This window comes from Polaromonas sp. AER18D-145 (genome assembly GCF_002379095.1).
GTDB lineage: Bacteria > Pseudomonadota > Gammaproteobacteria > Burkholderiales > Burkholderiaceae_C > Polaromonas.
Map to the genome: position 1 here is coordinate 21,661 of NZ_NBZV01000023.1, position 16,860 is coordinate 38,520.

Genomic DNA, 16,860 nt, shown 5'->3' on the forward strand with positions numbered 1-16,860 from the left:
GTCAAACTCCCGCTGCTGGAACCAGCACGTAAACACCCATCACGTCCACCGGCAAGCTGGCGGTGACCTGGTAAGTGCCTTTGGCATCAGCAGCCTCACGAACACGGCGGTGGTCTTGCAACAGGGTTTGGGCACGTTCGCGGGCGATGGCTTCCAGTTGCGGTTGCCAACCTGGAATGGCGTCCAGCGCCTGCTGAAGGTGGCGGTCACGGACCATTGGCAGCATGTTGCGGACGGCATCCATGCCCAAGAGGGTTTGGGTCTCATAGGCGGGCAGACTTGCGATTGGATCGCTACCGGAAGCACTAACCGCCACGGTCTCTTCGCACAACATTAATCGGGTCTGGGTGCCGCGGGTTACGGTGAGCTGGTGGCGTAAGCGCAGCAGCAACACAGTGGTTTTTGCGGTGACGTGGCCCACAAAGGCAGCACCAGCACGGGCGACGGCATCGTCTTCAGACGCATCTTGCGAGGCCAGTGCGCGCTCCAGAAGGGTGTCAGCCAGAGCGACCACCAGCGGATGGGTGCGGTGGATGAACATCGCACCCTGGTCGGCAGGTTGATGAAAGTTCACGCGCAATGTGCCTGTGTATCCATCAGCCGCCAACCGCTCCTTGATGGAGGTTGGCAACTGATCCAGGTGCAGCTTGTTGTGCTGCTTGTAGGTTTCTAATGGGACACCAAGCTTGGCCACGGCGCGCGTAACAAAGCGTTCCACATCATCTTCGCCACCCAGAACGGCTGCAGACTTGCGCCATTCGGGCAGCACATCTTCTGGCTTGATACGGCGCTGGGCAAAGATAGAGCGATTTTTGGCGGCCTTGTCGCGGGCGCTTTGCCAGGCGGTTTCGATGTCGCGCGCTGGCTCGCCAAAGTCGAGGGCGGTTTGCGCTTGGTTGCCAATGTGATTGTTTTTGCGCAGCAGCACGGCATTGAGTAGCGCCTTGGTGAGCTTGCCCTGGTCGTCTGGCATGGGGACCAGCACGCCCAACTCTTTGCGAATGCTCTCGGCCTTACGCAGGATGACTTGCAGCACGGCGCCATCGACGGGGTTGTCTTCACCATACAGCATGGTGCTGCGGACCTCTCGGGCCTTCTGACCAAAGCGGTCAACGCGACCTTCTCGCTGCTCATGGCGGGTGGGGTTCCAGCTCAGGTCGTAATGCACCACGGAGGTGAACAAGCCTTGCAAGTTGATACCCTCAGACAGGCAGTCGGTGGCCACCAAAATGCGCTTTTCCGTGTCGCCCAGCTCTTCGACTGCGGCTTCACGTTCGCTTGGGGTTAGTTCGCCCGTGACCGCTTTAACGGTCGCATCCTTAAACTTGCCCCGCAGAAAGTTGGCCAAGTAGTGAGCTGTGGCAATGTAGCGGCAAAAGACCACTGGTTTGAAGCCCTCCTTGACCAGCAGCGTCAAATGCTCCAGCAGCTTGGCAAGCTTGGGGTCGTTGGCATCGCCGGCAAGTTTTTCTGCATCGACAATGAGTTGCTGTAAGAGCGCGCTGTCCTCAGTTTGAGCGGCGGGCTCAATGTCGTCGGTGGACAGGGCATCGTCAATGCCATCCAGCACACGGTCGCCAGCCTGGGATTCGATGTCTTCCAAGGACAGTTCGTCGGCATCTTCGCCTTTGGCTGCACCATCCAGCCGGGTGCGCAAGGCATTGACGGCGGCGGCAGGGGATGAAGAAATACATCGCAGCAGTGCCAGAGCGGCCCACCAGCCCATGCGCTGCTCGCGCAAGCCCTGCCCTTCGGCACGTACCACCAATTCACGCGCATAGTCCAGCACGTCGTTAAAGAGCTGGCCCCAAGCCCCGGTAAGTCGGTACGTGATTTCGGTTGTTTTACGCTCCGGGAACATCGATGCGTCTTGCCACTCTGCGATATCGGGACGGCGGCGCTGCACAAAATGGCGTGAAAGGTCATCCCGCAGGTCGGTGTGCGCACCGGGCGCCAAGTCCTTGAGTTGGGTGAAGTCAGGCTTCAACAACCCAAGCAAATTGAAGAAGGCATCTTCGTCGCCGCTGTGGGGCGTCGCAGTGAGCAGCACCATATGGCGGTTGACGTCTTCAGACAGGCCCTTGAGAAGCTGGTAGCGCTGCTGCCGACCTTGGCCACCATGGGTGCAGGTGTGGGCCTCGTCTACGATGACGAATTCGGGGCAGAAGCGTTGGAATGCTTCGCGTCGGCGTTCAGACTTGATGTAGTCCAGGCTGACCACGGTGAATGGATTGGCGTCAAACACCGAGGTGCCTGGTGCCAGTTCGCGCTCCAGACGAGCGGCAGTGGCACTGCGCACCACCACGGCATGGATATGAAAACGGTCGGCCAGCTCGCGCTGCCACTGCTCACACAAGTGCGGCGGGCACAGCACCGTCATTCGCTGGATTTCACCGCGGTCCAGCATTTCACGGGCAATTAGTGCGCCCTCGATGGTTTTGCCGATACCTACGTCGTCGGCGATGAGCAAACGCACGGTTGAGAGCTTCATGGCCATCAGCAGTGGCACGAGCTGGTAGGCGCGCGGCTCAACGGCGATGTTGCCAAAACTTCGAAACGGCCCAGCCCCATTGCGCAGCTTGAGCTGCAGCGCATCCATCAATAGCTGACTGGCGGCATGGTTGCGGGCCTGCTCGATGGTGGGCCATGGAAAGGTGGCGGGTTGGACGGGTTGGCGCTCTAGCGGCAGGTAAATCAGCGATTCATCGTTCTCACCACCACCCAAAGGGCGCAGATGCAGGGTGTCTTGATTGGACGAAGGCAGCACTATCCACTCGCGGCCACGGGCGGAGACAAGACTGCCCGGGTAGAACTCAGCGGTCATAGCATTCATCATTTATTCGTTTTGGCCAGCACCAAAGAGGTCGGCATTTTTGGCGAAAATGGGAGGCCACAGAGCCTGCTCTTTCGGGAAGCGGACTACCAAGAATCCTTGCTCATCAAGCTTGCGGTCAATGGCTTCATCCTTGTCCTGCTGAGCAGTCTTGTCGTGATGCGGCCCATCGATGAAGACAACCAGGTTGTAGTCGTCGTAGAAAAAGTCGGAGCAAGTATGGACTGACTCAATGGTGTGCTGTGCGCGGTCGGGTTTACGATGCCCATGCGACTCAACATAAACCAGCCAAGCCTGTTCCAGTGAACTGGTGGACATGCGGGCTAGTTCAGCGCTGTGCTGCTCAGGGGCACGCCCCTGCGTTCCCAGAGCAAGCTTGGATGCAGTCAATCGGCAAAGAATGTCGAGCACCAAGCCTTTGGCCACAGCATCTTTTCGGTCAATGAGTGGGTGGTCGGGCTGGTTGTAATAAGACAGCAGGCAACGGTAGCAACCCGCTTCACAAATGGACTTGCCATGCTCGTCCAGCTCCTCGACCAGCGTCTTTTGGGTCCAGGGTTGGCCGGCTTCCGGGCGCTGGAAGTGCAGGATTTCGAGCGCCTCGGCAGCAACGGCCGCGAGCGCATGGGGTTCAGTGGCGATACGGGTCAACACACCTGCGCCGCCCTCTGCAGCCTCAAAGAACAAGATGGACTGCCTGTTATCGCGGTTTGGCAAGGGCTCGCCGACCAACTCGCTTTCCTCCAGTTGATAGACCGCCTCGATGCCGCGTTTAAGGGCGTATTGCAACGTGGTCATAGAGGACGCAGACATCACGCCGAGTCGATGTGAAGGACGTACCACCAAAATGTTGCGGCGGTCTTCGACAAAGGGGACGATGCGCTGTGGAGGTGTCTTATCCGGGGGCGCGTCATCACCATTCTCTTCGCCAGCCTCATCCACACCGCCAACCCAGTGACCCGTGACCGGGTTCATCATGAAGCCTCGGACGGACTTCTCCTTACGCCGACGCCATCCATAGTTCATGCGCCAGATGGTGGCCGCGGGACCGTATTGCAGTTCGAGCAACGGCCCTTCAGCATCGGACACCTCGGACATGACCACTTGCAGCTTGCCGTCCGCCTCGGCGAATTGCAACGTGGTTTGCATTTCGTAGCCCTGGCGTGTGCGTTCCTCTTCATTGGCGGTAATGCGCTCAGCCCGCTTGGTCGACACATTCTCGATGCGATAAAGATTCTTGACCTCTTCGGCGCCTGAGAGCGAGGCATCGCAGGAAACACAACGATCCGCGTCGCGCTGCGAGCGAAAGTGGCCGTAACCGCACGATGGACACAAACGCGCGACCTCGGTGGTCAGCTTGGCACCTTCAGAGACCTGGTCTTGGCTGGTGATGGTGAGAAGTGCTTTGGTCACCCGGTACTGGCTGCCTTCGTGATAAATCAAGCTATAGGGACCAAACTCACTGAGTGCCAGGAACCTTGGGCGGGACAGGAAGCTTTCGCGGCCAATGTTGCCGCGCCGTGCGGGGATATAGGCCAGCAGCGGCAGACGCGGGAAGTTGTAGCCGGGAAGAAAGCCTTGGCTGGCAAGGTAGCGATAGGTATAAAAGTCGCTATTGAAAGCACTGTCACCAGCCAGTAACAGGTCACGCTGCTTGCGAGCTTCATTGTGCCTTTGCTGGGCCTCGCGACGTTCGCGTTCGCTGGCAGCGGGATTGTTTTCAATCTTGAAGTTGAGTTCAATCTGCCGTGCGGTAGCGCGGTACAGATCACGCCAGCGATTCAGGGAACCGTCGAACTCCAGGTAGGCCCGCTGAAATACGGACTCCGGCCACGTTGGCGTGTACCAGGGCGCACGCTCCGGTGTGAGTTCGTCCTTGAGCATGGCCAGCACGGCCAAGCCGCGCTGATGGGCGCGTTTCTGGGCCTGAGGCTTGCCCAGGTCTGACTCCAGGTCATCCGTGATGGGCAGCGCGTCGGACTTGTCCATGTTGAGCAAGTCGCGAATGCTGTTGCCCAGTTTCTTGCCAGTTTCAGCCAGCCAAATGGCTTGCATATGACTCTGTACGAGCTCGCGGTTGGCGAGGTCCAGCGTGGGCGGATTGACCTGACCATGCACCATGCGCACGGGGTCACGGAAGTAATACTGGTCGTGCGGCGATTGGGCGGCACAGTAAGTGATGACGAGCGCTGGCTGCCCAGCCCGTCCCGCACGACCGCTGCGCTGGGCATAGTTGGCGGGCGTTGGCGGCACATTGCGCATGTAAACCGTGTTCAGGGACGATATGTCGACGCCCAGCTCCATGGTTGGCGAGCAGAACAAAACCGGTAGCCAGTTGAGCTCCGTGCCATGCGCTTTCATCCATTCACTGCGGTCCTTCTCAGTGAACCTGAACCGCGCCTCCCGCTCCATACGGTCTTCCTGCTCGACCTGCGCTGTGTGTTCTCTGGCCTCAAAATCAAATAGCTGGTGAGCGGGCTCGGCTAACAGTCGTGAAATGTTGCGGTACAGATTGCGGAAAAAGATGTTGTCATGCGACTGCGTTACGCTGCGACCGTCACCCGCCGCCCAGAGCAAGGAACTGCCATTGAGTTGCCACCCCATCTGGCCAACATCAGTTTCTTCTTTACGGACCAATCCGTAGCTTTCCGCCGCCCTGAGCAAAGCGTTGATGACATCCGGATAGGACTTGTCGTTGACTTGCTTGTAAAACGGATTTTCGCCACCCCAGGTGCTTCCTTTGCGCAGCTCGCGCCCCAAGCGCGACCGGCTGGACCCAATAACCAGATAGTCCTCGATGTTCTGTTTGCGTCCACGTGGTCTGTTGTCATCGGCTGGGCGTGACGTAATAAACCATTTGGCAGGTAATGGACGCTCATCTTCTGTGAACCCCCACGGTTCCCGCAAGTTGGCAAAGCTGAGCGTGCGCAATTGGTCAAGTTCCGTGCGGTCCAGGTAGCGTGTGGCGATGCACAAGCCCTGGCGCATGGTTTCAAACAGTTTTTGCAGCACCATTGCACGCTCTGCCGGCTTTGCTGAACGCAGCACCTGAGGGGCATCTGCCCATTCCCCTTCATCAGCGGCCAGGTCGTCAATGTCCTGGTACGTGATGCGGACCAGGCCCAACTGCTCCAAATTGGGGTTATTGAACCGCCAGCCGCGACGTAGATCGTAAAAGCTGCGGTAACCCAAGATGGAGCGCATGGCGTCCTGCACTTGGCGCCGCGCATTGCCCTTGACATCCGGTTGCTGCATGTACTCCGCCCGAACGGCGGCGTCGTCTCTGTCAAAACCAAGGGCCTCGAACACGGAATTGGCGACTTCTTTTTCCGACAGTGGTTTTCCTGAGGTTCGCTCAAGTGCTGACAACAATGCCGCGCGCGTCAACAGAACTTGCAAGAAGTCATTGAAATGACCTGCCTGCAACGCTGCGTCTTGCCGGTTGTCTGAGAAACCAAGGACTTTCTTGGCTTCACGTGATAGCTGGTGGTCTTGCTCGTACAGATAGCGAAGCGAAGACAGCGTCAGCATGGTGGTGGCCGAGCTGCGACCCTCACCGGAAAGGGATGTCAGGCGCAAGGAATCCTTGCCTGCGGTTGCGTGACTGGTGTTGCAGGCCAGACAAAAGCGGAAGCTGCCAGGGATGAACCAGCCATTTAGGCCTTCTGCGGTAGTGGAGACGCCATCAGGGCGAACTTTGACAGCCTGGGGAACGAATTTCTTTTGGGTGCTCTTTACGCGCCACTCACCATCGGCTCGCTCCTCCACCCAAGTTTCGGGGTATCGCTCCGGATCCGCATCATTCCATTGACGTTCAACATCAGGCATGAAAAAGCCGAACTTGATGCCGTCGTCCTCGTGCTGTCTTTCATCGATGTTGCGGCGCTGCAAAATCCGACCCTCCGGGCCCTCTGCGTCCCAGACCGACACGTATTCTTGGCCGCAATCTCTGCAAAAGTGGACGTTGTACAGGTGCCGTGCACGGTCGCCCGCGACGAACTGCTGTCCATACAGGGTTACAGCACGCTTTCCTGGGGCCTCCAGCGTCGCGTAGACCTTGCCCCCGCCAGATATGAACTGGTGCAGCTTGAACGCAAACAGTGACTTGCCGGAGGCGTCTACAACGTTGTAGGCCCGCAGCAGGAACTTCTGCAGGTAATCGTTGCATTGCTGCTCCGGCAGGCCGGACGCCGCCGCCAGCAGGCCAGCGGCGTCCTTGAGGGTCTTTGGCTTTGCCCGGCGCGGCTTGTTGCTTTCATATGTCAAACCCAGCGTCAGTTCTACCCAAACCGATACGGGGTGGCCGGCCATGTCGGCAAAAGACAGGTCTGCTGGAACGCCTGCTTCGATGGCACTGGCCAGCTTGGGGGCGACCGTTTTTTCAGTCTCAGCTTCGGGGGTGGTGCGTTTGAGCGTTTCTGTGACGATATTTCGGCTGGGAATCGCAGTGCCAAACAAACGCGTTGCAACGCCCGCGACGGCGGCATTGCGCTCCATCTCAGTGCCGTCGGTCGCCATGGTGGCGGACGTGCCGATACAAATGAGCTGGTCTGCAAGTGCCTCACGAACTCGACGGACCAGAAGGGCAACATCGGCCCCTTGCCGCCCACGGTAGGTGTGCAATTCATCCAGCACCAGGAACCGCAACCCCTTGGCGTTGGCCACCACTTGCTGGTCAATGGCGTTTTGACGGGTCAGCAGCAACTCCAACATCATGAAGTTGGTTAGCAGGATATCTGGCGGGTTGGCCTTCATTGCCTCGCGCTCTTCAGTGTCTTCCTGACCGGTAAACCGACCGAACGTGACGGCCCGGGAAGCGGGGTCAGCGCCAAGGAACTTTTTGAGCTCTTCCAACTGGCTATTGGCCAGAGCATTCATGGGGTAAACCACGATGGCCCGCGTGCGCGGTGTCTGGTCGATTTGCTTGGCTTTCAGGCAGGCATCGACGATGGGGATGAAGTAAGCGAGCGATTTGCCTGACCCAGTGCCGGTGGTGAGCACGTAACTCTCACCAGACGCCGCCAAGCTGATGGCTTCCGCCTGGTGTTTGTGCAGGGGCAAGGAATGGCCAGCAGATGAATCGCTTTTACCAAAGCGAAAAATGTCCGCGCACAAAGGGTGCAGGTGGCCAGCTTGAACAAAGGCCTCGACGGTACCGCCCTCTTTGAAGTTGGGGTTGACCTGGATTAGCGGCTCTGGCCAGAACTTTTGGGAGTCGTATTCGGCATCCACAAAGGTGCGGATGTCATCCGCTTTGATGCGGGTAAAGCTGCGGGTGAAATCTGAATATTCATTAACCAGATGTCCACGAAATTCGAAAACGTCCAAAATGACTCCCCATATTGCTTTTTGGCACAGTATGCCAGCCCTCAGGCGTGAAGCATCCGACTGATTGAGGGGAAAATTGGCTTGGGCCAGATTTGGTTACTGGTTGCCTCTTCATCCGTGTAGATCCCAGTTATGGACCGCGCAGACGACCTTTTCGAAAATCCGGCATTTCTGTCATGGCTGCCAGGCTAAATCCTGTTCAGCCTGGTTAGTCGTCATCATTACTTCTGGGGCCATGCACTTTCGGCCGGCACGTGCGAGCAGTTCTTTGGCCATACGCGTGCACCTGATCGGGTGTGGGTCACGGACATCGCCTACATTCGCACCTGGCAGGGCTGGCTTTACTTGGCCGTGGTCATGGACTTGCATGCGCGAAAGATCGTAGGCTGGTCAATGAAGCTCACCATTGCCCGTGAAATCGTTCTGGATGCTTTGATGATGGCTGTCTGGAGGCGCAAGCCTACGCAGAGTGTCCTTGTGCATTCCGATCAGGGTAGCCAATACGGTAGCGATGACTGGAAGCGTTTCTGTTAGGCCAATAACCTTGAGCCCAGCATGCGCCGCCGGGGGAATTGTTGGGATACGCGGTGGCGGAATCCTTCTTCAGCAGCTTGAAGAAAGAGCGTATCCGCAAACGCATCTACAAGACCCGTGACCTTGCCCGTGCGGATGTCTTTGACTACATCCAGGTTTTTTACAATCGCAGTCGTCGCCACAGTCACCTGGGCGGCATCAGCCCCGAGGCATTTAAACGTGCCTCAGTTTGAGGCCAGGATTTGTCAACCGTTCCGTGGGAAGTCCAATGCATAAAGTTGTTTACGACTTTAGAATGACGTGTTGTCAAATCGTAACGCCGCAAAGGCGCATGAAACCTAGATGCTTGTTTACGACTTTAATTGCAAGGAACACCGGTGGGAAAGCTGCAGCAATCGCAGCTGGCCCACCGGCCTTATTTCATTGGCGCGGCAAATGGCCTGCTGCAGGAAGCTCGCACCTAATCCAGTAACCTGCCCACGGTCACCAAATTCACACGCACGTAAGAAAAAACGCTTCTAATCGATGCATGCCTCAAGTAGGGCGGCTTGCAGAACGCCTGCGTTCTTTGAGTGGAAAGTACCTCGTTGCTTCGCAGGTTCAAGCGCCTGTTCTGGCAATAATGAATTGGGGTCACTACTTGAAACCCAATCGGCGCCTCCGAAAAGTGCTTACGCAGGCGAGCATGACTAAGCCGCAGGTCCTGGACAACAGGAAACCGCCGCCATGCAGTCATTCACACATCATCGAAAGCGAGTTCACACATGCATGCCGATCGAGCGGTAACAGCGGGCCATTCGCCTGCCTCAAGTTCCAATGACGGGGAATCGACCCAAGCCAGTGGTGGCCATGCGGCGCTGGTAAGCAAACTGGTCGCCTACTTGAAGGAAAGTGGTCGACAAACGTGGGAAGAAGTGAAGTTCAAAGTCTTTGCCGCCGCGGAAATGATCAACTGGGCCACCAGCACGGACATCGCACCGGTGCACGCCGACGTTTTCTCGCTGCGACAAACTCAGGACAAGGCGCAGGCGAACCCATGCGTCTACCAGGTGGTGGTCACCCGCTCGGACTTTCTCGCCGCGATGGCACAGCGCCAGCAGCGCGCCGCCTGTGAGCTGATTTCCGAGGGCTTCTACTTCGTGGCACCCGTTGGCGTCGTATCCCCCCACGAGCTGCCCGCCCCGTACGGTTTGGGCACCTCCGACCAGACCGGCTTCACCGTCGTCCAGGCTCCGGTCTTCACCAAACACCTGCTGCAGCCGCCGCCCTTCGCCGCAGCTTCCTGACCGGCGCCTACGGCCGCCGGCGGGTCCTGCGGTATCTCTCGCGAGACCATTGGCCACGACCGTTTGACGCGGTTTGGTGCCTCTGGTCAAATCAAAAAGCTTTCGGCATAGACCGATTTCGCTGACCCAGTCAGCCTTCACCTTGAGTCGCAGCGCAACGCTGTCGGCTCGCTTATCTCAACGGCTCAACCGAGTCATCCGTTTCAACCCACCGGGGCCCTGCCCGTTGGGGCGGTGCTTCGTCTTAAAAAGTCGAATCTCCAATGAAACTTCTTCTCAAACAACTTTGCATGATCGAGTCGATCTTGCCGTTCCTCGCCGTGCGTTCGCTTTTCGCGGCCTGGGAAGGCGAATTCACCTGCGATCCCCAGTACTGTCGAGTTGTGGACGGCACCGTCGAAGGCACGCATCGCGATCTGTGGCTTCCTGGCGCGGATACACCGCTGCTCAAGGCCACGTATGCGGGCGACAAGCTCAGCATCGCCCTGGACACTGGCCAACGCCTGCCGGATGGCATGTCGGCCCTTCTGGTGGCGATGGGGCTGGTTTTTCGCGGCGGCGAGAGCGGAACTTCCACTCACACCCCCTTGGATGCCGAAGAGCTCTACACCCGTGCTCTGGATCTGGACAACACGTGGATGGTGCTGCGCCGCATGGCGCCGAACCACCCCACGAGCGAGGATCTCGTGCGAAATGCGCAGGTGCTGCTCGGGCTGGCCAACGCCTGGCATCAAACCACATTGGCAATTGGCAACACCGGCGGCTCGCCGGCGCTGGAAAAGCAGGCCGCCCAGCTGATGGCGAAGGCGGATAACTTCCATGCGCTGAACATCCCCGGCCTGGAGTCCCTGAAACTTCTGCCTGACTACCGGGGCTCCGCGCTCACGGCCATGTTTACCGGCCGCGACCACGAGAGCCTGGTGTGCAGCGTGAAGCTGGACTGGGCGGCCGGCAGAATTGCGTCGTCGGGGCCTCAAGCCCCGCAGCGCAAGCCCGGCAAGTTCGATGTGCGTCCCACGCGCGTGCCCCAGAACATCCTGGACGTGCTAGGTGGTGTGGTGATCGAGGGACATGAAGTCTCCATCATCCAGCGGCTGGCCAGCGCGTTCTACGCAAAGGTCAATGCGTTCATGCAGGACATCGGCGGCAAGTGGTCGACATCGAGGCAGGCGCACGTCTTTGAGGACGATCCGGCTCCGGTGCTGGAGGAAATCCTCCGGACAGGGGAGGTTTTCACTTCCAGGGAATATGAGTTTTTCGAAACTCCTGCGCCGCTGACTGCTCGGGTTGTCGCGAAGGCCTGCCTTGAGGCAGGAATGAAGGTGCTTGAGCCAAACGCTGGTGGTGGCGCGTTGGCCATGGCAGCAGCTGAAATTGTCGGGCGTGAGAACGTGACGTGCTATGAGTTGATGGGCCGAAACGTCAAGAAACTCAAGGCATTGGGCTTCCAGCTCGACGGGCCGCGGGACTTTCTTGCGATCACGCCTTCGGAAATCTACGATCGCGTGCTCATGAATCCGCCGTTCGCGCATTTCAGGGACTCCGAACACATAATTCACGCTTTCAAATTCCTTCGGCCTGGCGGCGTCCTGTCAGGCATCGCGTCAACTACGTGGCAAACCCACGATACGGCACCCGCGCGGAGGTTTCAGGCGTTCGTCGCAGCTCTGGGAGGGGAAGTCGAACAGGTACCCGCCGGCGCCTTCAAGGCGTCCGGAACTGATGTACCGACAACGTTGCTGGTGCTGAGAAAGCCAGGCGTCGCGAACGCGAACGCTCTGGAGGTCGAGGTAACAGCTCCACAGCAAGCCCCTGCCCAGGTATGCTTGTTTTAGAAGACCCATTGCAATCCCCCGACCAGCTGCTGGCGGGGGATTTGCATTTGTGCCGCCCGTTTTATGAGCTGGTCGAACTTTGAAAGACCAAATAGCGCTTAGTTTCCCCGGAGAAACTGTCAATCAGGCAGAAGCGTCCAGACAATTCCGCTGGTGCGCCGGCCAAACGCCGAGGCAAGGTGGTGACGCTCAACAAGCCAGAACCGACTCGTTGCGCATCATCTTCAAGCCTCCGTCGATTCAATAATGGAAATCGAACCTACCCGGAGCCCCCACATGAAGACACGACACGCCATCGCGGCCGTCCTTTCACTTTTCGCCTGCGCGACCTCCGCCCATGCCGATGCCCGATCGACCATGGAATACTTTTGTCCGTCGGACACACCGGCTCCGGCGTGGAAGAAGCAATGCTTCGACGGCCCAGCAAGCGCGCAACGGGTGACGGTGTTCATTTCCCCTGCTGGTCAGGACACCGGGCGGCCGGGCAACTTCTACATTGGCCTGCGAACCGATGGCAACGTCCGGGGTCTGTTCGATGGTCGCCAGTGGGTTGGGAGCGAGGGCGGTCTGTTCCCACCTGCTGCAACCGTCCAGGATCTCAGCACCCAGTCGTTCGTGGTCATCAAGGACCTCTTGATCTGTGGCATGGCCGGCTATGGCAAACATGAACTGTGGGCCGGCTACGGGGCACTCGATCCGGAAAAGGAGGTCCTGGTGGAGAACTATCACCGCGCCGCCAACCCCAATCACACCCCGCAGTACATGAGGCAGGTTTACATGCAAAACGACATGACACGCGGTGAAAAGGCATGGAACGTCCTGAAGTTTGACTGCGAAAAGTTTGTCGACACGCCCTAAGGGTTCGTTCACCGCTGCAGCTGGCCATCGGATCGCGGCCAACCGCCGGTGCGGACGGCGTCAGGGCTCATAACCTCCAGCGCTTGCGCTCAACGCATAGGATTTGCACTGTTGAGCAGGACAGAACGCGCATCTTCATCCAGACAATGGCTGAGTGCACTCACATTCGGTCATTGCTGCCTCCGCGGACACGGCTCCGTCTCTCTCCATCCCAATGGACGCCGAGGCAATCCCACTTGACGAGATAGCCGCCGCCGCCAAGGCGCCTGCATCGCCCCATTGGTATCCACTGCAGCCGAACTTGTGCGAGTTGATGCACGTTGTTCCCGCGCAGAGTGCCGCGCTCGAACGCACAACCGTCCTCACCTGGGCCTACTTGAAGTCGGGCGGGATCTCCTTTGAAGAGCTGGTCGCCCGGGTTCTAGGCGGGGCGCACAAAACCACAAAGAAAAAATACGTTCGCAGAGCACTGCGCGGGCTGGTCAAGATCGGTGCCGTCACTTTGTTCGTCCTCGCCAGTGATCAGCCACCAGATCTGCCGGCAGACGTTGATCGGGATGCGGAGGACGGCGAGACGCCCATCGGCAGGCGCACGGCCGCACACCTGACCCGCGAGGGCATGACCTGGATGCGCAGGGCCTGGCATGCCAGATTCCTGAGCCTCGGAGGGCGTATGGGGAACCTTTCATGGATCCACAACGAGTACCTGCAGGAGGAAGAGGAAGGCAAGGGCAACGAGGCCTACTGGATAGAGCGGATCGGCGGAGGCGACGGTTCACAGCATTCCCCCCACGAAGGCGAAATATCGACCCTTCTCGGCGGCGTAGCACTTTCGTCAATCTTTGACCTCCATCTTGTTCTGAACAAGCGCAAGCCACGAGGCCGGTCAGGCACCAAGTAGGCCGGTCGTGCAGCCGCGCGCTGCGCGCCGTCCGAAGATTGATCTCCGCCCCTTCGCTGCGTGGCGTTAGCCGATCCAGCCTCAGCTATTCTTCCCCGCGCGGCACCTTGCGCGGTTGACAGCGCACCGGACAGTGAGAAGATAAACCGTGCAGATATATCTGCCAATTTTTACGGAGAGTCCCATGTCCCTTATCAAACTGGCCATGCTTGTGGCGCCCATGTTGGGCGTTTCAGCCCACGATGTCACCCAGGCCTTCACAGACACCCCGCGCCCTCGACCAGCCATCACCCGAAACGTCCAGGACACCGGCCATTTCGGCAACTGCAGGGATCAGTTTGCCTACGGCGAGCCCCCGGCCATCGCCAGCCCCGATCCCCGCGCACGGGCCTTGTGTTTCAACGGATTTGCCGTGCTTCACTCTGGCAAGACCAAAAATCCCGTCTATTCGGCCGAAGTTCTCTCGCGCCAGCGCATTCAGGATGCACGGAACCTGCAGCGCACAGACGCCTTCTACGAAGAGGCGCGGATTCCCTCCCGCGATCGGGCGTCACTGAACGACTTTCGAGGGAGCACCTATGCTCGGGATCACCTTTCAGCTGCCGCTGACATGAACAACGCTGAGGCGATGGCCCAAAGCTTCAGCCTTGCGAACATCATCCCGCAAAACCAGGTGAATAACGCCAAGGCATGGGTCACCATCGAAAAGGCCACACGCCAATACGCACTGCGCGCGAAGGGCAACGTGTATGTCATCACCGGCCCAGCCTACCTGCGCAACCACTGCCCGTTCGTGAAGGAAGCCAAGGAAGTGCTGGCCGGTGCCGGCATTGCTGTGCCGACAAATCCGCAGGCTATTGTAGCTGCGGCCGCCCGCCTTGCAGGCGCCCGGGTTCCATACCGATATGACGCGGTGGCCTGCACGATTGGCTCCGGTGTGGCCGTGCCCACCCACATTTTCAAGCTCGTGTACGACGCCAGCACCAATCGTGCATGGGCGCACTGGAGCGAGAATACAAGCCAAACCCGTGTGTATCCACCGATCAGTTACACCGAACTGGTGGAACTCACCGGAATCGAGTACCTCCCCGGGATAAAGCCCCAGCCCTGACTTGCGCAGCGGCCTTTCCATGCCAAGCTGATCAGATGAACCCGACCGCAAAAATCGCCTTTGAGGCCTACGAGACAGTACTCGGGGGCGACCCTGTGTTCAAGTCGCGGCCGGGGCAACGCGACATGGCGCGGCAGGTCGCCAAGACCTTCGCCTCGGGCACCCTCGGCGAGTCAGAAGCCCCGACACGCTCAATCGCGGTCATCCAGGCGGGCACGGGGGTCGGCAAGAGCCTTGCGGCCAGCGTCCCGGCCATCGCAGCGGCCATCCAGCGGAAAACGCGGGTGATTATCTCGACGGCAACGATAACCCTGCAGCAGCAGCTGGTCGAGAAGGACCTGCCGCGCTTTTCCGCGCTGATGGACAAGCCGTTCACCTTCATGCTCGCCAAGGGACGAAGCAACTACGTTTGCAAGGTCAAACTTGAGCGCTCAACAAGCGGGAAGGGCGGCGACCTGCATGGACTTTTCGACGACGAACCGGAGCAAGATCCATCAAAGGACCCCGGCTCCCCCACCGCCGCGAGCGAGAGCGCGATCGTCCTGCATCGCGAACTTGCGAGGGACCTGGCCAGCGGCAAGTGGGACGGTGAGAAGGATACGGTCGGAATCGCAGGGGCCGGCCTGAAATGGGAAACAGTTGCCGCCGATCGTCATACCTGCACCGGCCGGCGCTGCCCGATGTTCTCGGGCTGCACGTACTACGAGGCGCGCAAGCGCCTTGCCGATGTGGATGTGATCGTCGCGAACCATGCGCTGCTGCTGGCCTCCTTGGGTACCAAAGTGCTGCCGGACTTGAGCGACACGCTCCTCATAGTTGATGAAGGCCATGCCCTGGCCGAGGTAGCCAGCGGTCAATTCACCGCAGAAATGGACCTCACCAACCTCCGCTGGCTCGACCAGCTCGCGCAACGCGTCCAGAAAGTTGGAACCGCGATTCGCTATGACAGCACGGCGGAAGCAATAGAGCTCACACGCAGCGTAAAGCGGGCGCTCAACGAGCTGCAGGCGATCGGCATGGGACTCTTCCCTGTCGACCGGCCCGCAGGTCAGGATACGGTCCGCTTCGAGCATGGAGCCATTCCTGACTACCTTGAGCAACCGCTGCTCAATGTCCAGGCGACCGCCAACGCCCTTGCGAAACACATGACCGGGTTGGCCGATACCCTCAACACCCTGTTGAAGGAGTCCCCCGGTGACGCTGCACGCCTGACAACGATGTATTCAGCCTTGGGGGCGTTCGCTCCGCGCCTGGATGGCGCCCTGCAGGCCGCAACTCTTCTGCTCGAGCATGCGGAAGAACCCAACGCAAAATGGCTCTCATTCAGTGACGAAACGGGTTATGTCACTGTCAAGGCCCATGCAAGCCCCCTCAACCCCGGCAAGCACCTCGCCAAGGTCTTCTGGAGCCAGGTTCGGTCAGCCCTCATTACATCCGCGACATTGACCAGCTGCGGCTCCTTTGATTTCCTCCTCAATGAAATCGGCCTCAGGGATGATCCGGACGTGACCACTCTTTCTGTGGAAAGCCCGTTTGACTTCAAACGCCAGGGGCGCCTTGTTGTGGTCCGGACCAAAAGTTCAGCACGCGACATTGCGGAATACAACCGCGAGGTCATCGGCGAATTCCTGGTGGACGCGGCAGATGTGAAATCCGGCGCACTGGCGCTCTTCACTTCAAAGAAGCACATGCAACAAACCCACGAGAGCATGCCGGAATCGCTGGCGGCCAGGGTACTGGTTCAGGGCAGCATGTCCCGTTCGGCGCTTATCAGGGAGCACAAACGACGGGTGGACGCCGGCGAGCCCTCCCTCATCCTGGGCCTGCAATCCTTTGGGCAGGGCGTCGACCTCGCTGGAGCCTATTGCGAGACCCTCATGCTCGCAAAGCTCCCGTTCCAGCCACCCACTGATGCCATCGGGCAAGCCCGCGCCGAATGGCTGACCACCCAGGGGCGCGATTCGTTCAACGAATTGTCCGTACCGGCGACGGGGGTCAAGCTCAACCAGTGGGTCGGCCGACTCATTCGCACCGAGGAAGACACCGGCACGGTCATCTGCTATGACAAACGCCTGGTGGACACGGGCTACGGGAGACGGCTTCTCAGCGGCATGCCTCCGTTTCAGGTGATCATGCGCGCCAATGGCGAAGAGTCTCCCCGGGGCTAGCTCACT

At 59.2% G+C, this 16,860-nt stretch carries 8 protein-coding genes and 1 pseudogene; 7 read left to right on the top strand and 2 right to left on the bottom strand.

Annotated elements, in window-relative coordinates:
- Position 1: 1 nt before the first annotated feature.
- Together B7G52_RS12735 and B7G52_RS12740 are read right to left on the bottom strand one after the other, a co-directional pair.
- The gene (locus B7G52_RS12735) at positions 2-2,836 is read right to left on the bottom strand and encodes a helicase-related protein (RefSeq protein WP_371329021.1); all 2,835 of its coding nucleotides are present in this window, start codon (positions 2,834-2,836) and stop codon (positions 2-4) included.
- Positions 2,837-8,161 (bottom strand): DEAD/DEAH box helicase, encoded by a 5,325-nt coding sequence (locus B7G52_RS12740; RefSeq protein ID WP_096697951.1) that lies wholly within the window; start codon positions 8,159-8,161, stop codon positions 2,837-2,839.
- Between the two features lie 285 nt (positions 8,162-8,446).
- On the opposite strand from B7G52_RS12740, the pseudogene B7G52_RS12745 reads away from it, so the two are divergent.
- The 7 genes and pseudogenes from B7G52_RS12745 to dinG form a co-directional block, all read left to right on the top strand.
- A pseudogene (locus tag B7G52_RS12745) lies at positions 8,447-8,928 on the top strand (IS3 family transposase); the annotation flags it as partial.
- A 531-nt stretch (positions 8,929-9,459) separates the two neighbouring features.
- Entirely contained in the window at positions 9,460-9,981 is a 522-nt protein-coding gene (locus B7G52_RS12750) for a hypothetical protein (RefSeq protein WP_141397455.1), read from the top strand.
- Positions 9,982-10,244: 263 nt separating this feature from the next.
- A complete protein-coding gene (locus tag B7G52_RS12755) occupies positions 10,245-11,816 on the top strand; it encodes an SAM-dependent methyltransferase (protein WP_141397456.1) in 1,572 nt (523 codons plus the stop codon).
- A gap of 276 nt (positions 11,817-12,092) precedes the next feature.
- Positions 12,093-12,674: a hypothetical protein gene (locus B7G52_RS12760; RefSeq protein ID WP_141397457.1), complete on the top strand. Its 582-nt coding sequence runs from the start codon at positions 12,093-12,095 to the stop codon at positions 12,672-12,674.
- Positions 12,675-12,888: 214 nt separating this feature from the next.
- Positions 12,889-13,575: a hypothetical protein gene (locus tag B7G52_RS12765; RefSeq protein WP_096697955.1), complete on the top strand. Its 687-nt coding sequence runs from the start codon at positions 12,889-12,891 to the stop codon at positions 13,573-13,575.
- A gap of 184 nt (positions 13,576-13,759) precedes the next feature.
- Positions 13,760-14,686, top strand: a complete 927-nt coding sequence (locus B7G52_RS12770) for a DNA/RNA non-specific endonuclease (protein WP_096697986.1) — start codon at positions 13,760-13,762, stop codon at positions 14,684-14,686.
- A gap of 35 nt (positions 14,687-14,721) precedes the next feature.
- A complete protein-coding gene (gene dinG, locus B7G52_RS12775) occupies positions 14,722-16,854 on the top strand; it encodes an ATP-dependent DNA helicase DinG (RefSeq protein ID WP_170954762.1) in 2,133 nt (710 codons plus the stop codon).
- Positions 16,855-16,860 lie beyond the last annotated feature (6 nt).